The organism is Arthrobacter sp. SO5, from assembly GCF_020532805.1.
In the GTDB taxonomy this organism is placed as follows: Bacteria; Actinomycetota; Actinomycetes; order Actinomycetales; family Micrococcaceae; genus Arthrobacter.
In genome coordinates this window covers 138,734-160,644 of the sequence record NZ_MQTQ01000065.1, presented here as the reverse complement: position 1 = coordinate 160,644, position 21,911 = coordinate 138,734, and the positions used below count along the sequence as shown (strand labels likewise).

Genomic DNA, 21,911 nt, shown 5'->3' with positions numbered 1-21,911 from the left:
ACCCCGCCCCCACCTCCGGGGGACATGCCCAGCCTTTGAGCCCGGGAGTGGACATACTGGCACTATGTCCGGTGCCCGCGGGCAGGACTGGGCATGTCCCGCGGGAGGTCAGGACGACGCCGGCGCCGCCGCCTGTGAGTTTACGGCTCCCGGACCGTCCGGGGTCTGGTCCAGGCTGGGTTCGAGCCGGACAATGACTGCCTTGGAGACGGGGGTGTTGCTGCCCTCGGCGGTGTGGTTCAACGGCACGAGCACGTTGGCCTCCGGGTAGTAGGCGGCCGCGCAACCGCGGGCGGTCGGGTAGGAGACCACCCTGAACTTGCGGAGCACACGCTCCGCGCCGTCCTTGTACTCACCTCGGATATCCACCATCAATCCGTCGGCCAGGCCCAGTTCCGCGATGTCCTCCGGGTTGACGAACACCACGTGGCGGCCCTTCTTGATGCCCCGGTAGCGGTCGTTGTGGCCGTAGATCGTGGTGTTGAACTGGTCGTGGGAACGCATGCTCTGGAGGATCAGGGTGCCCTTCGGCTTCTCCACGTGCTCCAGTTCGTTGACGGTCAGCACCGCTTTGCCGGTCGGCGTCGGGAAGGTGCGGGAGTCCCGCGGCCCGTTGGCAAGGATGAAGCCGCCTTCCTGGCGGATCCGCTCGTTATAGTTCTCGCAGCCGCCCACCACGCGCGAGATGTGGTCCCGGATGAGGTCGTAGTTCTTCTCGAACCCGTCCCAGTCGGCGTTGACCCTGCTGCCGACCAGCGCCTTGCCGAGCCGGCTGACGATCGCCGGTTCTGAGAGCAGATGATGGGATACCGGCTCAACGCTGCCCCAGGACGGGTGGACGGCGCAGACCGTGTCCTCCACGGATACGAATTGCTGCCCCGACTCCTGGATATCGATCTCGGTGCGGCCCATGGTCGGCAGAATCAGGGCCTCCGCGCCGGTCACCGTATGGGACCGGTTAAGTTTCGTGGAGATCTGGACCGACAGCTCGGTGTTCTGCATGGCAGTCTCAGCGGCGTTCGTGTCGGAGATGGCGCCAACGAAATTCCCGCCGAGCGCCACGAAAGCCTTGATCCCGCCGTCGGCCATCTTGTTGATGGTTTCCACCGCGTCCACGCCGTGTTCGCGCGGCGGCTCGAAGTCGAACTCCTCGCCCAGGGCTTCCATGAATGATTGCGGCATCTGCTCCCAGATGCCCATGGTGCGGTCGCCCTGCACGTTGCTGTGGCCGCGGATGGGTGAGGCGCCGGCTCCCGGTTTACCCATGTTGCCGCGCAGCAGGAGGAGATTGATGATCTCCTTGATGGTGGCCACACCCTTCTTCTGCTGGGTGATGCCCATGGCCCAGGTGATGATGACCTTCTCGGCCCTCAGGTAGCGGGCGGCGAGTTCGTCGATTTCCTCGGCGCGCAGACCGGTCGCTGCCAGCACGGCCTGCTCATCCAGGCCGGCAAGATGCTCCTTGAGCCCGGCGAGGCCCTCGCAGTGTTCCGCCAGGAAGGCGTGGTCCAGCACGGTCCCGGGGTTCCGCGCCTCGGCGTCGAGCACGCGCTTGGAGACCGCCTGCAACAGGGCCATGTCCCCGCCGATACGGATGTGCAGGAACTGGTCCGCAATCTCCGTGCCGCGGCCGATGATGCCCTTGACCTTTTGCGGGTTCTTGTAGCGGCGCAGTCCCGCCTCGGGCAGCGGATTAACGGCCACGATCTCGCCGCCGTTTTCCTTGCACGCCTCGAGCTCGGTGAGCATGCGCGGGTGGTTGGTGCCGGGGTTCTGGCCCATGATGATGATCAGGTCCGCTTTGGCAAAGTCGTCAAAACTGACGGTGGCCTTGCCGATTCCGATGGTCTGTCCCATGGCCCAGCCCGAGGATTCGTGGCACATGTTGGAGCAGTCCGGCAGGTTGTTGGTGCCGTAGCCGCGGACCATCAGCTGGTAGAGGAAGGCCGCCTCGTTGGAGGTGCGCCCGCTTGTGTAGAAGGCTGCTTCGTCGGGGGAGTCCAGGCCCTTGAGCTTGTCCGCAATGATGCGGATCGCCTCGTCCCAGCTGACCGGTTTGTAGTGGTCCTCGCCGGCGGGCTTGTGGACAGGCTCGGTGAGCCGGCCCTGCATGCCCAGCCAGTATTCGGAGCGGCTGCGCAGTTCCGTGACCGAGTGCTCCGCCCAGAAGGCCGCGGGGACGAGGACCGGCGTCGCTTCCCAGGTGACAGCCTTGGCACCGTTCTCGCAGAACTCGAAGGCCTTGCGGTGGTGCGGATCCGGCCACGCGCAACTGGGGCAGTCGAAGCCGTCCTTCTGGTTCATCGCCATCACGGTCTTGCGCGTGCGGTTCAGGCCCATCTGTTCGATCGCCGGCTTCATGGAGTGCAGGACGCCCGGGATCCCGGCCGCCCAGTCCTTCGGACCGTCTCCGACCACAAGGTTTTTTTCGTCGGTTTCCTCGACAGGAGGATTCTTGCGGGTCACGTCGAACTTCCCTTCTGCAAACACCACGGGGTTTGGATGGTGCGCGCCTCTTTCACTACGCACCCTACCTTCAGGCCTATGACAGGCCTATCAGCTTGTCCGGAGTGCCGCAAGGAATCCGCCGTCGACGGCGCGCGGAGCGCCGCGGGTTTGGCTGCGTCCGGCGGAGGCCCCGGTCCAATCCAAGTTTTCCCTAAGCACCGCCATGCACCCTTGCCAAATCATTCACTTCAAGAGGCAGGTGCGTAATGAATGTGTTCTCATGCATGAAGGCGGAGGGCCAAAGACGTGTCTTTAGCACTCCGACCCGCTTGGTTGCCGCAGGGACAGCAATGGCTCTGCTCAGTTTCATCGGGCTCACGTCGACGGCGGTCGGCGCCAGCGCCGCACCGACACCCGTCGGAGCCGGGTTCACCATCACAACGGCCGACTTGGCCTTCATCCTCAAGCAGATCAAGATCTCCGAGGCGCACGTCGCCAATACGACGTCGGCTACCGGACCCTGCGGGGCCCTGGTCGGTCCAGGCGCCAACCAGATTCCCAACGCCCTCACCTCGTACGGCCTCCGTACGGTTGACGGCTCCTGTAACAACCTGATCGCCGGCCGCGAGACCTACGGTGCCGCCGATCAGGTTTTTCCGCGTTTGGGGACACCGGCGTTCCGCACCGCCGATAACGTGCCCGCCGGCTTTGGTCCGGCCGGTACGTCGGCCTATACGCAAACGTCGGGCAATGTGTTCGACTCACAGCCACGTGTGATCAGCAACCTGATTGTTGACCAGACGGCCACCAACCCCGCAGCGCTGGCGGCTGCAGGGGCTCCGGTCAGGACCCAGGGCAACCCGGGCCTGTTCCCCTGCACCACGGATCCCGACCCTCTGGCGGCCACTCCGGTCGAGGGTGTGCCGGCCGGCTGCGTCCCTTCAACTGACACCCTGTTCATCCCCAACGTGACCACGGACGTTGGATTGTCCCCGCCCTACAACTCGATGTTCACCCTGTTCGGCCAGTTCTTCGACCACGGTGTGGACCAGACGGTCAAGGGCGGCGGAACGGTGTTCGTTCCGCTCAACGCGGATGATCCGCTGCGGACTGTCGGCCCCGACGGCAAGCCCAACACCGGCGATGAAGTGCCGGCCAGCCAGGCCTTCATGGTACTGACCAGGGCACAGAACCAGCCCGGCCCGGACGGTACCCTGGGCACCGCCGATGACGTGCGGGACGCCGCCAACACGGACTCGCCCTACGTGGACCAGTCCCAGACCTACACCTCACACTCCTCCCACCAGGTGTTCCTGCGGGAGTACATCAACAACCTCGATGGCAAGCCGGTTTCCACCGGCAAGCTGCTCGGCGGTCCGGCCGGCCCCACCGCCGGCGGCATGGCCACATGGGCGGGCGTCAAGTCCCAGGCGGAGATCTTCCTGGGCCTCAAGCTCGTGGACAAGGACGTCACGAACATCCCGATGATCCTTGCTGACCCGTACGGCAAGTTCATCCCGGGCCCGGCCCGCGGGCTGCCGCAGTACGTCACCGCCACCGGCCTGGTCGAGGGCAACACGGCAAGCCCCGTTCCGGTGCCGGCAAATGTGCGGTACTTCGACACACCGTTCCTCACGGACATCGCGCACAACGCGGACCCTTCGCCGCAGGACACGGACCACAACCCCGCCACGCCGCCCGTTGCGCCCACCGCGGACGCCGACACAACGGCCTCGGCAGATTTTGCCAGCCAGCCGGCCGGGACCTACGACGACGAGATGCTCAACGCGCACTTTTGTGCCGGTGACGGCCGCGTCAACGAGAACATCGGCCTGACCACCGTCCACCAGGTTTTCCACTCCGAGCATGACCGCCTGGTGGCCGAGTTCAAGAACACCCTCAGCAATGACACTTCGGCTCCCGGGGTCACCGCCCTGGCTGACTGGAAGCTTGCAGCGGGTGCAGACGGCTGGAACGGCGAGCGCCTGTTCCAGGCCGCCCGCTTCGTGACGGAAATGGAATACCAGCACATTGTGTTCGAGGACTTCGGCCGTAAGGTCCAGCCCGCGATCCAGCCGTTCCACGTCTACCACACGGATCTCAACTCGGCCATCAAGGCAGAGTTCGCCCACGCGGTCTACCGCTTCGGCCACTCGATGCTGACCGAAACGATCTCGCGGACCAACCCGGACGGCAGCGACAACTCCATCTCCCTGCTGAAGGGATTCCTCAACCCGCCGGAATACACCAATAACGGCACCCCTGCCGGAATGACCTCGGAAGAGGCTGCCGGGAGCGTCATCATGGGCATGAGCGACCAGGTCGGCAACGAACTGGACGAGTTTGTCACGAAGACCCTTCGCAGCAACCTGCTGGGGCTCCCGCTCGACCTTGCATCGATCAATATGGCCCGTGCACGGTCCGAGGGTGTTCCGCCGCTCAACGAGTTGCGGCGCCAGATCCACGACGCCACGGGCGACGGCCAGCTGACGCCTTACACGAGCTGGGCGGACTTCGGGCAGAACCTCAAGCACCCGGAATCGCTGATCAACTTCGTCGCGGCTTACGGCACCTACCCCACCATTACCAGCGAAACCACGCTGGCCGGTAAGCGGGCGGCGGCCAAGGCCATCGTGGATCCGGGTGTCGGCATTTCTCCCTCCGCCGAGGCCCTGGACTTCATGAACAGCACGGGCGCCTACACCAACGTCGAGACCGGCCTGAACACGGTTGATCTCTGGGTTGGCGGCCTCGCCGAGAAGACGAACCTCTTCGGCGGCCTCCTCGGCAGCACGTTCAACTACGTGTTCGAGAACCAGATGACCGATCTCCAGAACGGCGACCGGTTCTACTACCTGGCCCGCACTCCCGGCATGAACCTTCGGGCCCAGCTGGAAGGCAATTCGTTCGCCGAGCTCATGATGCGCAACACCAATGCGCACTCCCTCAAGGCCGACGCCTTCGGCACGGCCGACTGCAAGTTCCAGCTCGGCAACCTGTCCGGTACCTCGGCAGGCTACACACAGTTCGGACCCGCGGTCGCCAACGATCCGACGAGCGAATGTCCTGAAGACCTGCTGCTCCTGCGCAAGCCGGACGGCACCATCCAGTACAAGGAAAAGAACACAGTCGACCCGAGTGGCATCAACGGCCAGTCCGTGTACAACGGCACGTCCGGGGATGACCGGGTTGCCGGCGGCAACGACAATGACACGTTCCTCGGCAACGAGGGCAACGACGTCATTGAAGGCAACGGCGGCGATGACATCGCGCTCGGCGGCGCAGGCGACGACCGGATCACCGACCTTGCCGGTGCCGACGTCCACAAGGGCGGTCCGGGCAACGACTACATCAACACCGGAATCGGCGACGACATCATCATGGGCGGCGACGGCCAGGACTTCACCAATGGCGGCGCCAACGACAACGAAACCTTTGCCGGCGAAGGCAACGACTTCGTTCAGGCCGGGGACGGCGCCGATGCCGTCTTCGGTGACGGCGGCGACGACTGGATCCAGGGTGGCTCCGGCCAGGACCTGCTGATCGGTGACCATGGCGCCCCGTTCTTCGATGATCCCGCCCAGACGAAGCCCGGAAACGACGTCTTCATCGGCCAGGTCGGCGAGAACGACTACGACGCCGAGGGTGGCGACGATGTCATGACGAGCAACTCGGCAGTGGACCGCTACGCGGGGTCCGCCGGATTCGACTGGGCCACACACCAGTACGACACGGTGGCGGCAGATGACGACATGAACATCAACCAGAACCTCGTCGGCGTCCCGCTGCCCATCGTGGTCAACCGCGACCGGTGGCAGGAAGTTGAAGGCAACTCCGGTTCCAAGTTCGACGACGTCATCCGTGGCGACAACGCAGTGCCCAGCACCGTTGGTGGTGCAGGCTTCAGTGGCTGCGACGTCCTCGACCAGGCCGGCATCGACCGGGTCGCCGGACTGAGCGCCATCCTCCCCGTGCCGAGCACCCCGCTCGGACCGGTAGCCGCACTGTCGCCCATGGGGGCCTGCCCGCTCAGCGGTCCGGTCTGGGGCGACGGCAACATCCTCATCGGTGGTCTTGGCAGTGACAAGATCGAGGGCCGCGGCGGCAACGACGTGATCGACGGTGACCGGTACCTCAAGGTCCGGATCAGTGTCCGGGACAACGCTGGAGCTGAGATCGGAACCACCGACCTCATGGAACGCCAGTACCAGACCGGCAACCCGCTGACCCTGGCGGCCGCAGTGGCCTCCGGCGTCGTCAACCCGGGCAACCTCGTGGCCGTTCGGGAGATCATCACTCCCACGGCCCTCGAGACCGCGGGCAACCGGGACGTCGCACAGTTCTCCGACGTGCAGGCGAACTACACGGTCACCACGACCGGCGGAGACGGCACCCTGGGCTCGCCCGGGTCCGTCACCACGGTGGTCCACAACGGAGCTGGTATCGATGGGACGGACACCCTCCGCAACATCGAATTCCTGCAGTTCTCCGACACCGTCGCTCCCAACGCACCCGTGATCGGCGTCGCAACCGCCGGCAACGGGCAGGCAACGGTCAACTTCGCGGCTCCGACCGTCGGCACCGCCAGCGGCTTCCTCGTGAAGGTGCTGGACGCGGCCGGCGCACAGGTCGGGGCACTCCGTCCCGCTCCTGCCGGCGCCACCAGCCTGGTGGTCACCGGCCTGACCAACGGTTCGGCTTTCCGGTTCCAGGTCCAGGCGACCAGCGCCCTCGGCGACAGCCCGTTCTCGGCTATCTCCAACGCTGTGACCCCGGCTCCGGCCCCGGCAACCACCGCGCCGGGTGCTCCGACCATCGGCACGGCCACGGCCGGGAATGCTTCGGCAACCCTGACGTGGACCGCTCCGGCTTCCGACGGCGGATCAGCCATCACGGGTTACACCGTGCGGGCCTTCGCCGGAGCTACCCTGGCTCGCACCCAGGCTGTTACCGGAAACGTGGGCACCGTCGTCGTCACCGGGCTCACCAACGGGACCGCGTACACGTTTGACGTGGCCGCGGTCAACGCAGTGGGTACGGGTGGCTTCTCGGCCCGCTCGGCCGCTGCTACTCCGGGAGCGCTAGACACCGTGGCTCCCACGGTGACGGCCCGGACTCCGGCAGCGGGGTCCGTCTCGGTCAGCCAGACGGCCAACCTGACGGCAACGTTCAGCGAAGCCACAACGGGAGTAACCGGAACGAACTTCCAGCTCCGGCTCGGGGCCACCCTGGTCCCCGCCGTCGTGTCCTACAACGTGCTCACCCGGGTGGCAACACTCAACCCGAGCGTCACGCTGACCGCCGACCGGGTTTACACGGCCTCCCTCACGGGGATCCGCGACGCCGCAGGCAACACGATGGCGACCAGCACCTGGACGTTCACTACGGGGCCGAACCCCACCATCACCGCCACGACTCCCGCCTCGGGAGCCACAGCAGTGGGGCGGAGCAACAATGTAACCGCCACCTTCAGTGAGGCCATCACCGGCTTCACGGCTGCCGGCAAGGTCCGCCTCCAGCAGGTCTCCACCGGTGCCGACGTCAGCTCGGCGGTGTCGTTCAACACGACCACCCGGGTCCTGACGATCAACCCGAATGGCAGCCTCCGCTCGAACACCCAGTACCGGGTCACCATCACCGGTGGCACCACTGGGGTCCGGGACCTGGCCGGTAACCCGCTGACCACCCGGACGTGGACGTTCACCACGGGGTTGTAGCAGCACATAGAGACGGCTGGCTGCCGGGTCCGCGCGGACCCGGCAGCCAGCTTCCTCAATCATCCGAAGTTTGTTGTTCGGGACGTGATTCAGTTCCACTGCCCGCCTTGGAGGGGCCATGACCACACGACGAGAAATATTCAAACTTGGTGCCGTCAGCGCACTCGGACTCGCAGGAATGAAAAACGGGGCCGAAGACGCCCCGGCCACACCACCCGCAGGAACCGCCCCGGCGCCGCCGCCCCTGAAATCCAGCCTCCTGGCGCCGCAGAACATGCCCATTCCCTACGCGGGCGTGTTCCGCCGCCCGCCGGAGCTCGCACCCTTTGAGACGGGCTTCGACAACGGCAATCCCGCCCGCCCCTACGCCCGCTACGCGCTCACGCAGAAGCTGGGCCTTGCGCAGTTCGTTCCCGGCCTCACCACCACGGTGGCGGGCTACAACGGGATCTTCCCCGGCCCCACTATCCGCGCCAGCCAGGGCACCCGGGTGGAAGTACGCATCCGCAACGCCCTGCCTGCCCTGGGCCTCCTCCAGCCCGGGGCCTTCAACACCGTGACCCACCTGCACGGCTCGGCCTCGCTGCCGCAGTACGACGGCTACGCCAACGATTTCACCGCCCCCGGCAACGTCAAGAACTACAAATACCCGAACTGGCAGACGGCCCGGACCCTCTGGTACCACGACCACAAACACCACATCACGGCGCAGAACGTCTACTCGGGTCTCGCAGGTTTCTATCCGTTGTCCGACAAGTACGAGCGCGCGCAGCTGCCCCAGGGCGAGTTCGACGTTCCGCTGATGATCTCAGACGCCGTGTTCAACGCCGACGGTTCCCTCGGGTACAACGACAACGGCCACAAGGGGTTGTGGGGCGACATCATCATGGTCAACGGCGTGCCGTGGCCGACGATGAAGGTCAAGCCCCGGATCTACCGGTTCCGTGTCCTGATCGCGTCCATCACGCGGTCCTACCGCCCCACGCTGTCCACCGGCGAGCCGGTCTACGTCGTCGGGACCGACGCCGGCATGGTCCCGAAGGTGCAGCCGGTTAAGTCCTGGCGCCAGGGCACGGCCGAACGCTACGAGGTCCTGATCGACTTCCGCCGGTACAAGACCGGTCAGATGATCGAACTGCGGAACCTCAGCAATAAGAACAACATCGACTTCGCCAACACGGGAAAGATCATGCGCTTCGAGGTGGTCGCCGATTCCGGCCCGTCCGCCGGTTCCATCTCCAGCATCCCCGCGACGCTCGACGACGGCGGCGCGCTCAACGCGGCGAGGGGCGGCATTGCGACGATGAGCCTGACCCCGGCCATGGCCAAAGTGAAACGCGAGATGAAACTGCTCAGGGCGGGCGGCCAGTGGACCATCAACGGCGTCACGTGGGCAGATGTGGAGAAGTCCGGATTTTCGACGCTGTTCGGCAACCCCCAGCCCTACGACGTCGAGCAATGGACCATCACCAATGCGTCCGGGGGCTGGTTCCATCCGCTGCATGTCCACCTGGTCGACGCCAAGATCATCGGCCGGAACACCAACGGAGGGAAACCCTTTGCCTGGGAAACCGGCCCCAAGGATGTGTTCTATGCCGGCGAAAACGAATCCATCACCGCGCTCATGCAGTTCGACACGGGGGCGGAGCAGGGCGGACGGTACATGATCCACTGCCACAACCTGGTCCACGAGGACCACGACATGATGGTGCAGTTCTCCGTCGGCGATTGGCGGACCAACGATCCCGTCACCACGGATCCACCGGTCTTCGATCCGACGCCGGAGGGTTCCTTCCCTCCGGTGTACCGGCCCGCCCTTCCGCCGGGGACCTGAGATGGGGCGCCTGACCAGGACTACCTGCTCCGCCCTGCTCGTGCTGGCACTCAGTGCCTGCACGGGCGGGGCGCCCGACGCCGTGAACGCACCCCCGGCCAATGCGACTGCGTCCGCCACCGCAGCCGCCGTCGAAACTTCACAGACCCCGGACGCGCCCGCCGGGGACGCGGCGACGGGCGAAGCGGTGTCCCTCGAGGACGGAAAGGACGTCGGAAACGGCCGGCCGGCCAGCAGCCATGACGGGCTGATGGTGCGGCGGCGGACCGTCATCGCCGTCCACCAGGCCGAGGGGACGGATCCGGGGTCGCTCCGCCAGCGGCTCGACGAGGCGGCGTCCCAGCAGGGCATCGAGCTGACCGATATCTCCCCGATGGTCCTTGACGCACTGCTCCTGGACCATCTCGTTCCGGACGTCATCGTGGCACTCCCGGCAGGCCGCAGCCATGAGGACGCGGACCGGCTTGCGGAGCTGGCTTTTGGCCAAGAGGGCACCAACCCCGCAGTGGAACACGTGCACATCGGGGAGGCGCTGGTGCATGACCTCGCGTTCACGCTCGCCGTTGAGGACCCGGCGGCGCTGGCGGCAGCAATCGCCGGCGAGGGGATCCTCTCGGACGCGCTGGGCAACTACGAGGAATCCCTGGACGGCGGCGCCCTGACCATCGGCTACACCGGCCCGCTGCTCAGCGACGAGCTGGTGGAGTCGGTCCGGGACGGCATGGCCCGCAGCGGAGGCAAGGCCCCCGCCGACGTCGGGCTGGCACCGCGCTCACCGAGCGGGGACGGTGTCGACCTGTCCAAGGAACCGGCGCCCGACGCTGTAGAAGGCGCCGACGACTCCGGGCACCACGAGGCCGGCACGGACGACACCGGGCACTAGCCCGGGGGCCGCAGCGCTGGTGGCCGGCCGGAAGGAGCTGTCCTACCGGCCGGCCACCAGCGTGTCCTGGATTTCCCGGCGCAGAACCTTGCCAATCAGCGAGCGGGGGAGCGAATCGAGCACCACCACCTTGCGCGGCACCTTATAGGCGGTCAGGTGCTGCCGGGCGAAGGACAAGAGCGCGTCCGGATCGAGACTGGTCCCCGGGACGGGAACCACTGCGGCCACAACATCCTCACCGCCGCCCGGGCGGGGCAACCCCACCACGGAGACTTCCGAGAGGCCCGGGAAGGTGGCGAGGACATCCTCAACCTCGCTGGGCGAGACGTTGAACCCTCCCGTGATGATGAGCTCCTTGATCCTGTCGCGGATCGTGACGAAGTAGTCCTTATCCACCGAGACGATATCGCCGGTGCGGAACCAGCCGCCTTCCAGCAGCGCCTCCTCGGTCTCCTGCGGCCGGTTCCAGTAGCCGGAAAACACCTGCGGCCCGCGGATGAGGAGTTCGCCTTCCTCACCGGGTGCGCGGTCGGCCAGGACATTCCCGGGATCCACCACCCTGATATCGGTCAGCGGGAACGGCACTCCCACCGTTCCCGGCTTACGCGTCGGCCCGAACGGGTTGCCGATCGCAATGGGCGAGGTTTCAGTCAGCCCGTAGCCCTCGATCAGGTAGCCGCCGGTCGCCTTTTCCCACGTTTCCACGGTCGCCGTCGGCAGGTTCATCGCCCCGGAGATGGAAAAGCGGATGCTTTCCAGTCCAATTCCGCGGTCCGCCGCCGCCGCTGCGATCCGGTCGTAGATCGGCGGTACGGCGGGCAGGAAGGTGGCCGGTGACTTCTTGAGGGCCTTCAGCACCAGATCGACGTCGAACTTCGGGAACAGCACCAGCTTCGCGCCGATGCTGAGCGCGAAGGTCATGCACAGGGTCAACCCGTAGGCATGGAACATCGGCAACACCGCGTACACGGTTTCCTTTCCGTCCTTGAGCCCCGGCACCCAGGCGCGGCCCTGGGCGGCGTTGGCCTGCAAATTGGCGTGCGTCAGCATGGCGCCCTTGGGCTGGCCCGTGGTTCCCGACGTGTACTGCAGCACGGCAACGTCGTGAACGCCCGGACGCGGGTGCCTCTTTCTCAGCTCGCCGGCGGCCAGGAGTTCGTGCCACGGAAGGACCGTGCGGCCGGCCGGGGCCGTGCGGGCCTTCTCCTCATGCCTGTCCGCGGACAACGCAGCGCGTGCCTTGCGCGCCGCCGGCACCGGGAGCCGCAGGGCGAGGCGCTGGAGCAGCGGCATCGCCGGGATCAGCTCCACCGAGACAATGCTCCGGAGTCCGACGTCGGCGGGCAGCTGTCGGACCCGCTCGGCAGCTTTGTCCCAGACGATCGCCACGGTGGCGCCGTGGTCCTCGAACTGGTGGCGAAGCTCCCGGTCGGTGTAGAGGGGGTTATGCTCCACCACGACGGCGCCGAGGCGCAGCACGGCATGGAAGGCGACAATGTGCTGCGGGCAGTTCGGCAGCACCAGGGCCACCCGGTCGCCGGCCTTGACACCCAGCTTCTGGAGCCCCGCCGCGGCCCGGCTGATCAGGGCGCCCAGGTCCCGGTAACTGGTGCGGGCACCGAAGAACTCCAGCGCCGTCTTGGACCCGTAGCGCCGGACGGATGCGTCCACGAGGTCCACAAGGGTCCCCTTGGGCAGCTTCAGATTCGCGGGGACTCCCGGCCCGTAGGCCGCGGTCCAGGGGCGTGTTCTCCGGGGCTGCGACGCGCCGTTGGCTTTGGCGTTGGCTTTCGCTTTGGCTCCGGGATTGCCTTTGGCTCGGGCATGGGGCGCCGTCCGCCGGGATTTCTTGGTCATCGATTGTCCTTGCCGCTGGAATGCACCGAACGCTGTTCGCGCGCCTGAATGCCCGCAGGAAAATCCTACCGGTGCCCCGGACCGGGCTCATGCAGCAGGTCGCGCGCCGCCAAGGCCGCTGCGGGCAGGCGCCCGTGACTTTCGGTCCTAGGTGCGCAACCGGCCGCGGCCGTTGCTGGCGGGACTAAGAGGCAGTGATCCGCGGTTCCCGGTCTCCAGCAGCCGGGCCATGACAAACCCGCTGATGAGTGCGGCGCTGGCGGCCATCAGGATGCCCGCGCAGGCGCCTATGCCCACGGTGAGCGCCAGTGGCTGGCCCTCTTCCCATAGCGGCGTCGCGACAGCGAAGAAGACACCCAGCCCCACGAACCAGGCCGCCGCGCTTCCGGCGACCCACCATCCGCTGCCCGCCACATGGCGGCGGAGCTCGGGCATTTGCGCAAGCCCCAGCGAACAGAGAAGCAGCAGCCCTCCGGCAATGGCAGCCGCGAGTTGGACGGCGGGCGTCCACTCCTGCCAGACCGGGTAGAACTCGCTGGGGGCAAGGCCAATGAGCCACGCAAGCGAAGCCGCCACGGCGGTCCGGGCGGTCCAGCCGCGGACGGAGAGCAGCGGCAGCTCCAGCTTCAGCACACGGGCCTGCGCGAAACCGAGCACGGCACCTTCCACAAACCCCCCGCACACGAAGGAAACCATGGACAACTCCGGATGTGACTGAGCCACGGACAACGCGATGGCGGCCGGCGCCAGGAAGCCAACGCTCTCCGCCACCGTCACCCACAACCACCAGCGGAGCAGGAAGCCGTTCGCTGGCATCAGCGGCCCGCCATCAGGATGGGGAGCCGGCCGTGCCGGAGCCGGCTGGCGGCACGAAGCGCGGGGAGAGAATCCGCACGGCACTCAGGGTGACAAAGTCGTTCGGCCCGTGCCTGCCCCAGTCGATCACATCGGTCTGCCCCCTGGCGCCGGGCGGATTGCACCAGGCGCCCTCGACTGGCCAGCGGCCGTCCGGCATCATTTTGGCGCGCAGCACGTCTTCGGCGTCCCTGGCCCGCGGGTCGCCGGCCAGCCCCATCCGGGACAGGAACAAGAGGGCGGGCAGGACACCGTAGTGCCAGTAAGCGGGGTAGCGCAGCTTCAGCCAGCGCGGGTCAATCGGGCGTCCGGTGGAGGAGGACCTGAACAGCCGGTGCTGGAGCAACAGATCCGCCGCCCGCTCCGCGCTGGCCCGGGCGTCCGGAGCGCCGGTGGCCAGCCAGTATTCCCGGAGCCCGTTCGCCGCGGGCAGCGTCTCATGGAACGAGGAGCGGCGGCCGCTCGCATCGACGTCGCAATTCCAGCCGCCGTCGGGCCACTGCCAGAGCATAAGGTCTGACGCCAGCTTGGCAACCCGGGGATCCGCCGCCATGCCCAGCCGGGTGCATGCGTACAGTGCGTTGCCCTCCTGGGAGGCGCACCGGCGGGTTAGGCCGTGGATGGTCTGGATCCGGCTTCGGTGCTGCTCGCTGTGCAGCCAGTCCAGGACCGTGGCGGCGGCATCCACCATCGACGGCGCCTCCGAGGCCGTCACGCCGAGGTCTACGAGGGAGACCAGGCGCCAGTGTGCGCCCGTCCATTTGCTGTAGGGATGGACGCCGAAGCCGCCGTTGGGCTGCTGGCCGGAAAGGAGCGCGGAAATGCATCTCCCGTTGCGCAGGGACGGCCCGTCCCAGGCCTTGCCGAGGAATTCGAGTTGCGCCGCACGCCGCACGGCAGGCTCGTCGGATCCTGCCAGCCACTCGATAGCGGGCAGGAGAACGTCGCCGGAGCCGTCGTCCGGAGGCTCTGCCGCCGCCGGCACTTGATTTGGGGCCCCGTTTGCGGCCCCGTTGGAGCGCACCGCGTCACGGGAAGCTGCATCGCGGAGGAGAGAGGCCGGTTCCGGGCGGGGGGAACGCGGCTCAGCGGCAGCGGAGAAAGGCTGCTCCATGATTCGACGCTACGCGGGGCGCGCGTGTGGTGTGAAGGGCTTAAGGCCCTAACCGGGGCCCGACCAACGGCGCAGACTGAACTGTCGGCGACCCCTTGGCGTGGCTTTTGGGGTGTGCCGTGTCGAAGCGATCACGCAGGGAAGAGAGCTGGATTCAGAATGAGTAAACCAATTGTCGTCGGTGTGAACGGGTCAGCCGGAAGCGCAGCCGCCCTGACCTGGGCCCTTCAGCGGGCTGCCCGCCTCAAGCTCCCGGTGATCCTGATCCATGCCGTGGACGACCGCTGGATGTCCCCGGATTTCCAGTACCACGAGCTCATCAGGCAATCGGGAATGGAGATGCTCGAGGAAGCACAGGCCAGCGCCGTCGCGCAGGCCCCCGATGTAAAGGTGGAAATCCAGCTTCGCCATGGCAGCGGGGGATCAGTGCTGCGGGAGGTGTCCAACGAAGCATCCATCGTGGTTGTTGGCGCGCATGACAAGCATTGGATGGACGGCGGTCCCCTGACGGACCGTGCCCTGCAGATCGTCTCCGCCACGGAATGCCCGGTCGCCGTCATACCGCAGAAACGGGGGAGCGTGGCCAAGGGCGTCGTCGTCGGGGTGGATGGCTCGGAGGAGTCGCTGCAGGCCGTCGCCTTCGCTGCCGCAGAAGCGGATCGGGGCGGCGATGAATTGACCGTGGTGCTCGCCTTCAAGAGCCCAGCGCGGTGGGTCGAAAGCAAGTTGCCGACGAGCGGACTCGCCGAATCCATCATGGAAGAGGACCGGATCGTCCTTGCCGAATCGGGGGCGGGCCTGGGCGAGAAGTACCCCGACCTGATGGTCCACCAGCGCCTCGAGTCGGATACCGAGCCGGCAAAAGCTCTCGTGAATATTGCCTCCGAGGCCAGGCTGCTGGTCATCGGGAGCCGCGGCCGTGGCGGGGTCTCCCGGACCGTGCTCGGCTCCACAGCCCACGCCGTCCTGCTCAACCTGCCCTGCGCCACCATTGTCACGCGGGTGCATAAGGTCAAGCACGACAAAGAGTGACCTCCGGCACTCCTTCCGTTGCTACGGGGTCTGAAGAGAAGGGAAAGCCCCCTCCACGGCGGGGGCTTTCCGCTGCCCCCGGCGGGTGGGAGGATGATGCAGTGGACCACTTCTTCGACTTCGTGACTCATTTTTGGTGGCTCATCTTTCCGCTGAGCGGGCTGATGGGCGGCTGGGCACGCTCGTGGACCAGGGCCAGCGAACGGCGCCACCGCCGCCGCGTCGAGCTGTACCAGCTGCGCAACCGGGCCGCGGAAGTGGAACAGGCGAGCCAGGCCGAGGTCCAGGCCCTGATGGCCGGCCATGACGCGGTGAACCGGCGCTGGCTGGACTACGAGCTCGATGTGGGAAAGCTCATCGACTTTCCGGTCATGACGGACGTTCGTGAGCCGCTCACAGTGGCCTTCCTGCGCGCCAAGCGGGAGGCCGACGGGCTTCGACCCGCGGCGGCCGGGGACATGACGACGACGGCCCGGCTGGGCGAGTACCGCTCAGCGGTGCGCGGGTTCGAGCTGGCCTTCGACGTCGCCGAACGGGAAGCGCAGCGGATCAAGGACAGCAAATTCACCGGTCCGGAGCGCCAGCGGCTCGCGACTGCCAGGAAGCTGCTCCGGATCGCCTCCGACGCAGCCGCCACTCCCGCCGAGCGGCAGACCGCCTACAAGCGTGCGCGGCGCGAGCTGGACGGGCTCATCGTGCTGCCCGAAGCCACACTGGCCGCGCTGGAGGAGAGGATCGCGGGGATGCTTGACGCCGGCCCTGCGGCAGGGCTCCCGCACGGGTGATAATCGGGTGACAATCCGGCCACGGGCTGCCGGAGGACGTTCCTGGAGGATGGGATCGCGGGCCATGAATCGTTAGGCTGGGGCCATGTCGAGCCTCCAATACTTCGTGGCCTCGTCCGTGGACGGGTTCATCGCAACCGCCGATGACAAGCTGGACTGGCTGCTCCAGTTCGACGGCTTCGCCGGCGGCATGGAAAGCTACAACGATTTCATGTCCGACGTCGGCTGCATCGTCATGGGCGGCGAAACCTTCGCCTGGCTGATGGAACACGAAGCCGGCCACTGGCCCTACCCCTCCACGCCCTGCTGGGTGTTCACCCACCACGAGCACCTGGCACCGAACGGAGCTGACGTGACGTTCGTCCGGGGCCCCGTGGGCGAATTCGTCGGGGACCTGAAGGAAGAGGCGGCCGGCCGGAATGTCTGGATCGTCGGCGGGGGAGTCCTCGCAGCACAGTTCGCCGACGCCGGCGCGCTGGACGAGTTGATCGTCTCGATCATTCCCGTGGTCCTGGGCAGCGGGAAACCCGTGCTTCCCATGTCCGGCCCGACGGCGCCGATGGAGTTGATCTCATCCCACACCATGGGCCGGGGGATCGTGGAGCTGCGGTACCGTTTCGCCGGCAAGCGCGCCTGAGGCGGTCCGCCGTCGAACGCCGGCTCTCCGGAGCGCGAAGCCGCCGCCCCTACTCGGCGTTGTCCCGGATCAGATTCGTGATCCGGGCGGTCGACAGCCGGCGGCCCTGCCCGTCCGTCATGACGATCTCGTGCGTGGTGAGGGTGCGTCCCAGATGGATGGCCGTGCAGGTTCCGGTCACGGTGCCAGCGGAGATCGAGCGGTGGTGCGTCGCGCCGACGTCGACCCCGAGGGCGTGGCGTCCGGGGCCGGCGTGCATGCCCGCGGCAAAGGACCCCAGCGTCTCGGCCAGGACCACGTGCGCGCCGCCATGCAGGATGCCGGCCACCTGGGTGTTCCCTTCCACAGGCATGGTGGCCACTGTCCGCTGGGGGCTCAATTCCAGGAACCGGATCCCCATCTTCACCACCAGGGCGCCGACACCGTACTGGCCGAGCCAATCATGCATTTCGTCGGGAACCCCGGCGGCCGACAGTTCGGCCGCGTAAGGGCCGGGCGTGAAATTGTCCATCATGGGAACTAGGCTGGCACCTGTGAGCGAAACTACCAAACCGGCCCTTGCCCCATCCGCAGCAGACATCTTCCCGGCGCCTGAGTCCGATTCGGTGACTGCGGACACGGCCGCCGGCAAGTCCAGCCCGGCCGCGGGGCCGGTTTCCGCGACTGAGGCACCCGTGATTCCCCTCACCGGCCAGCCCCGGCTGATGGTCCTCGACGGCCATTCCATGGCATTCCGTGCGTTCTTCGCGTTGCCGGCGGATAAGTTCTCCACCGCCACGGGGCAGCACACCAACGCCGTACACGGCTTCACGTCCATGCTGATCAACCTCATCAAGGAACAGAAACCCACCCACATTGCCGTGGCCTTCGACGTCTCGGACGACACCACCCACCGCAAAGCCGAATACAGCGACTACAAGGGGGGCCGCAACGAAACTCCCCGGGAGATGAGCGGCCAGATCGACCTCATCGACAAGGTCATGGGCGCGTGGGGCATCAAGACCATCAAAATGCCCGGCTACGAAGCCGACGACATCCTCGCCACCCTCGCCACGATGGGGGACAAAGCCGGTTTCGAGGTACTCCTGGTGTCGGGTGACCGTGATGCCTTCCAGCTCATCACGGACAACGTGTTCGTGCTGTACCCCAAGAAGGGCGTCAGCGACATTCCGCGCCTGGATGCCTCGGCCATCCAGGAAAAGTACTTTGTCAGCCCCGCCCAGTATTCGGACCTCGCCGCACTGGTAGGGGAGTCAGCGGACAACCTCCCCGGCGTTCCCGGTGTGGGCCCCAAGACGGCGGCCAAGTGGATCAATCTCTACGGCGGGCTGGAGGGGGTTCTGGAAAACCTCGACGCGATCGGCGGGAAGGTCGGGGACGCGCTCCGCGAAAACGTTGAGGGCGTCTTGCGCAACCGGCGGCTGAACAGGCTCCACACAGACCTGGATCTTCCGGTGACGCTGGAGGAGCTTGCGGAACCGCGGCCGGACCAGGCCGCCATCGAGGAGCTTTTCGACACCCTCGAATTCAAGACCATCCGCACCCGGCTCTTCGCCCTCTACGGCAGTGAGCTACCTGAAACCGAGCGGGAAAGCCTCGCGACCCCGGACTTCACTGTCCCTTCGGGCGCTGCCGAGCTCGCCGCTTTCCTCGAAGCGGCGGCCGGCAAGCGTTCAGCCGTCGCCGTTGACCTCGTGCCGGGGCGGATCGGCGAGGATGCCGCCGCGCTGGCGATCGTCCACGGCGGGGCGGCGGCGTACATCGACCTCACCGGCCAGGACGCCGCAGCCGAGAACGTCCTGGCCGGCTGGCTCAAGGACGCAGCCGCGCCTAAAGTCATGCATGGCTACAAGGCTGCCCTCAAAGCACTCGCCAACCGCGGCCTGGGCCTGGAAGGCGTGGTGGACGACACGTCAATCTCCGGGTACCTCCTTCAGCCTGACCGCCGCAGCTACGAACTCGCCGAACTGGCCCAGCACCACCTGAACATCAGCGTCTCGACCGAGGCCGCCAAGGCCGGCCAGTTGGAGCTGGCGTTCGACGGCGATGACGCCGCCGCCGCCGGCGCGCTGGTCCACGTGGCCGCCGTCGTCCAGGCCCTCAGCCATTACTTCGAAACGGAACTGACCGAACGCAAGGCCCAGGAACTACTGACCAGCCTGGAGCTGCCGGTCAGCCGGGTCCTGGCCGACATGGAACTCGCGGGAATCGCCATCGACATGCCGCGCATGGATGAGCAGCTGGCGGATCTTGCCAAGGTGATTGACAACGCCCAGGAGCTTGCTTTCGCCGCGATCGGCCACGAAGTGAACCTGGGGTCACCGAAGCAGCTGCAGACCGTGCTGTTCGAGGAACTGGGGCTGCCCAAGACCAAGAAGATCAAGTCGGGCTACACCACCGACGCCGCGTCGCTCAAGAACCTGCTGGACAAGACCGGGCACGAATTCCTGGTCCAGCTGATGGCGCACCGCGAGTCCTCGAAGCTGCGCCAGATGCTGGAGTCACTCAAGAAGTCCGTCACGGACGACGGCCGGATCCACACCACCTACGCGCAAAACGTGGCCGCCACGGGCCGGATCTCCTCCAACAACCCCAACCTGCAGAACATCCCCATCCGCAGCGAGGAAGGCCGGCGCGTCCGCAGCATTTTCGTCGTCAGCGAAGGCTATGAAACCCTGCTCTCCGCCGACTATTCGCAGATCGAAATGCGGATCATGGCGCACCTTTCCGGCGACCCCGGCCTGATCCAGGCCTACAAGGACGGCGAAGACCTCCACCGGTTCGTGGGTTCCAACATCTTCCACGTACCCACAGACCAGGTGACCAGCGCTATGCGTTCCAAGGTCAAGGCCATGTCCTACGGCCTCGCCTACGGCCTGACCTCGTTCGGGCTCTCCAAGCAGCTCGAGATTTCCGTCGACGAGGCACGGACCCTCATGAAGGACTACTTCGACCGGTTCGGCGCCGTCCGCGACTACCTCCGCGGCGTGGTTGACCAGGCCAGAATCGACGGTTACACCGCGACCATCGAGGGCCGCCGCCGTTACCTTCCGGACCTCACCAGCACTGACCGCCAGCTGCGCGAGAACGCGGAGCGGATTGCGCTGAATTCCCCGATCCAGGGATCGGCCGCGGACATCATCAAGCGGGCCATGCTGGGCGTCTCTTCTGCGCTGGCCGAGCAGGGGCTGAAGTCAAGGATGCTGCTGCAGGTCCATGATGAACTGGTCCTCGAAGTCGCGCACGGTGAGCGTGTGGCCGTGGAGAAGCTCGTGACCGAACAGATGGGACTGGCGGCCGAGCTGACGGTCCCGCTGGAGGTCCAGATCGGCATCGGCTCCAGCTGGTACGAGGCAGGGCACTAGCGGTCCAGGCATCACGGTGCCGGGGATCCCCGGCACCGCAAGATCTTCGGGGGAGAAACACGTGGCAGAGAAGTACGAGCTCAGGCGGTTCCGTGCGGCCGAAAAGGGTGAACCGGACTACGCCCTGGGGGTTTCCTGGCTGCGCGGCGTCGGCGTCGGTTTCTACGACGAACGGCACAAGGACGAGTTCGTGGACAAGGTCATGGCCATGTACCGGGTGGACAATCGTGAGATGACGGGGGTCTACCAGACCGGTTCCGTCGCCGCCCACTCCCTGGCTGCCGACATTCCGGTGGCAACCTTCGGGACTCTGCGCAAAGACCTGAACGTGGGCCACGGTAGGCAGCTCGAAGCGCAGCTGATCACCGCCGTGACCGTCCGCGGAACCCACCGCCGCCAGGGGCTCCTGCGCCGGATGATGACCGGGGACCTGGCCGCGTCCAGGGCCGACGGACTCGCGATCGCTGCCCTGACGGCGTCGGAGGCCTCCATCTACGGACGGTTCGGCTTCGGCGTCGCGACGTTCGAGCGTAGCATCAAGGTGGACACCGGCCCGCGGTTCCGGCTGAGGCACGCCCCGACCGGCTCAGTGGAAATCGCCGACCGGAAAGTCCTCCTGGAACTGGCCCCCGGCGTCTTCGAACGCGTCCACCGGGTCACGCCGGGGTCCATCGTGCGCCAGGACGCGTACCGGCAGCGCAGCTCGGGAACCCTCGGACGGGACGGTGCCGAGGATGAGGGAATCACGTGCGCCCTGCACTACGACGCCGCCGGCACGGTGGACGGTTATGTTGCCTACAAGTTCTCCGGCTGGGAGAGCAAACCGTTCACGGTGGACATCGTGGACCTCGTGGCGGCGACCGACGCCGCTTACCTGGAGCTCTGGCAGTTTCTCGGCAGCATCGACCTCGTTCAGCGGGTCAGCTGGGCAGAGGCACCGGTGGATGACCCGCTGGCCTGGGCCCTCGAGGACCCGCGCTGCGTCGATGCCTCCAGCCACGTGGACATGCTCTGGCTCAGGGTCCTGGACACTGCTGCAGCCCTCGGCGCGCGCCGCTACTCCGCTGACGGAACACTTGTCCTTGGCATCACGGACAGCCTCGGCTTTGCGGACGGCACGTTCGTCCTCACGGTCCGCGACGGCGACGCCACGGTGGCACCCGCTCCGGCCGGCGCCGAACCCGAACTGACCCTCGACGTCGCCGAACTCGGCTCGATCTATCTGGGCGGCGTCTGTCCCGTGACGCTCGAAGCGGCCGGCCGCATCACGGAGCACGCCCGGGGGGCCGCGCTCAAAGCGCGGCTCATGTTCGCCGTCGAACGCGCCCCGCACTGCCTCACGCACTTCTAGGCCCACGTCGGGCGCCACCCGGGCCCGGCCCGA

At 66.7% G+C, this 21,911-nt stretch carries 13 protein-coding genes; 8 read left to right on the top strand and 5 right to left on the bottom strand.

Features of this window, described 5'->3' with window-relative positions:
* Positions 1–108: 108 nt before the first annotated feature.
* A complete protein-coding gene (locus BJG92_RS12530) occupies positions 109–2,466 on the bottom strand; it encodes an FdhF/YdeP family oxidoreductase (protein ID WP_232084340.1) in 2,358 nt (785 codons plus the stop codon).
* Positions 2,467–2,798: 332 nt separating this feature from the next.
* Between BJG92_RS12530 and BJG92_RS12525 the strand changes: the two genes are divergently transcribed.
* From BJG92_RS12525 to BJG92_RS12515, 3 genes are all read left to right on the top strand, one after another.
* Positions 2,799–8,165: a peroxidase family protein gene (locus tag BJG92_RS12525; RefSeq protein ID WP_232084331.1), complete on the top strand. Its 5,367-nt coding sequence runs from the start codon at positions 2,799–2,801 to the stop codon at positions 8,163–8,165.
* Between the two features lie 118 nt (positions 8,166–8,283).
* Positions 8,284–9,999, top strand: coding sequence for a multicopper oxidase family protein (locus BJG92_RS12520; protein ID WP_232084330.1), 1,716 nt, complete (start codon positions 8,284–8,286; stop codon positions 9,997–9,999).
* A 1-nt stretch (position 10,000) separates the two neighbouring features.
* A complete protein-coding gene (locus BJG92_RS12515; protein WP_232084329.1) occupies positions 10,001–10,882 on the top strand; it encodes a hypothetical protein in 882 nt (293 codons plus the stop codon).
* Positions 10,883–10,924: 42 nt separating this feature from the next.
* Here BJG92_RS12515 and BJG92_RS12510 read toward each other — a convergent pair whose 3' ends face one another.
* The 3 genes from BJG92_RS12510 to BJG92_RS12500 all read right to left on the bottom strand — a co-directional run bounded on the left by BJG92_RS12510 (position 10,925) and on the right by BJG92_RS12500 (position 14,708).
* Positions 10,925–12,739 (bottom strand): long-chain-fatty-acid--CoA ligase, encoded by a 1,815-nt coding sequence (locus BJG92_RS12510; RefSeq protein ID WP_232084328.1) that lies wholly within the window; start codon positions 12,737–12,739, stop codon positions 10,925–10,927.
* 147 nt (positions 12,740–12,886) lie between these two features.
* Complete coding sequence (locus BJG92_RS12505; protein WP_232084327.1) at positions 12,887–13,555, bottom strand: hypothetical protein; 669 nt, start codon at positions 13,553–13,555, stop codon at positions 12,887–12,889.
* A gap of 13 nt (positions 13,556–13,568) precedes the next feature.
* Positions 13,569–14,708: a hypothetical protein gene (locus tag BJG92_RS12500; RefSeq protein ID WP_232084326.1), complete on the bottom strand. Its 1,140-nt coding sequence runs from the start codon at positions 14,706–14,708 to the stop codon at positions 13,569–13,571.
* 159 nt (positions 14,709–14,867) lie between these two features.
* Here BJG92_RS12500 and BJG92_RS12495 point away from each other — a divergent pair, with 159 nt between their 5' ends.
* From BJG92_RS12495 to BJG92_RS12485, 3 genes are all read left to right on the top strand, one after another.
* On the top strand, positions 14,868–15,740 hold the full coding sequence (locus BJG92_RS12495) for a universal stress protein (RefSeq protein ID WP_232084325.1): 873 nt from the start codon (positions 14,868–14,870) through the stop codon (positions 15,738–15,740).
* Between the two features lie 101 nt (positions 15,741–15,841).
* Positions 15,842–16,525 (top strand): hypothetical protein, encoded by a 684-nt coding sequence (locus BJG92_RS12490; protein ID WP_232084324.1) that lies wholly within the window; start codon positions 15,842–15,844, stop codon positions 16,523–16,525.
* Positions 16,526–16,610: 85 nt separating this feature from the next.
* Positions 16,611–17,162, top strand: a complete 552-nt coding sequence (locus BJG92_RS12485; protein ID WP_232084323.1) for a dihydrofolate reductase family protein — start codon at positions 16,611–16,613, stop codon at positions 17,160–17,162.
* A 49-nt stretch (positions 17,163–17,211) separates the two neighbouring features.
* Here the strand turns inward: BJG92_RS12485 and BJG92_RS12480 are convergent, their stop codons facing one another.
* Positions 17,212–17,676, bottom strand: a complete 465-nt coding sequence (locus tag BJG92_RS12480) for a hotdog fold thioesterase (RefSeq protein ID WP_232084322.1) — start codon at positions 17,674–17,676, stop codon at positions 17,212–17,214.
* Positions 17,677–17,887: 211 nt separating this feature from the next.
* Here BJG92_RS12480 and polA point away from each other — a divergent pair, with 211 nt between their 5' ends.
* Together polA and BJG92_RS12470 are read left to right on the top strand one after the other, a co-directional pair.
* Positions 17,888–20,527, top strand: a complete 2,640-nt coding sequence (gene polA, locus BJG92_RS12475; RefSeq protein ID WP_232084339.1) for a DNA polymerase I — start codon at positions 17,888–17,890, stop codon at positions 20,525–20,527.
* Between the two features lie 25 nt (positions 20,528–20,552).
* Positions 20,553–21,878, top strand: coding sequence for a GNAT family N-acetyltransferase (locus BJG92_RS12470; protein ID WP_308011654.1), 1,326 nt, complete (start codon positions 20,553–20,555; stop codon positions 21,876–21,878).
* The last annotated feature ends 33 nt before the right edge of the window (positions 21,879–21,911 follow it).

Coding starts and splice junctions, on each gene's coding strand:
- BJG92_RS12525 (WP_232084331.1), top strand. CDS start 2,799: ATGGCTCTGCTCAGTTTCATCGGGCTCACGTCGACGGCGGTCGGCGCC.
- BJG92_RS12520 (WP_232084330.1), top strand. CDS start 8,284: ATGACCACACGACGAGAAATATTCAAACTTGGTGCCGTCAGCGCACTC.
- BJG92_RS12515 (WP_232084329.1), top strand. CDS start 10,001: ATGGGGCGCCTGACCAGGACTACCTGCTCCGCCCTGCTCGTGCTGGCA.
- BJG92_RS12510 (WP_232084328.1), bottom strand. CDS start 12,739: ATGACCAAGAAATCCCGGCGGACGGCGCCCCATGCCCGAGCCAAAGGC.
- BJG92_RS12505 (WP_232084327.1), bottom strand. CDS start 13,555: ATGCCAGCGAACGGCTTCCTGCTCCGCTGGTGGTTGTGGGTGACGGTG.
- BJG92_RS12500 (WP_232084326.1), bottom strand. CDS start 14,708: ATGGAGCAGCCTTTCTCCGCTGCCGCTGAGCCGCGTTCCCCCCGCCCG.
- BJG92_RS12495 (WP_232084325.1), top strand. CDS start 14,868: ATGAGTAAACCAATTGTCGTCGGTGTGAACGGGTCAGCCGGAAGCGCA.
- BJG92_RS12485 (WP_232084323.1), top strand. CDS start 16,611: ATGTCGAGCCTCCAATACTTCGTGGCCTCGTCCGTGGACGGGTTCATC.
- BJG92_RS12480 (WP_232084322.1), bottom strand. CDS start 17,676: ATGATGGACAATTTCACGCCCGGCCCTTACGCGGCCGAACTGTCGGCC.
- polA (WP_232084339.1), top strand. CDS start 17,888: ATGGCATTCCGTGCGTTCTTCGCGTTGCCGGCGGATAAGTTCTCCACC.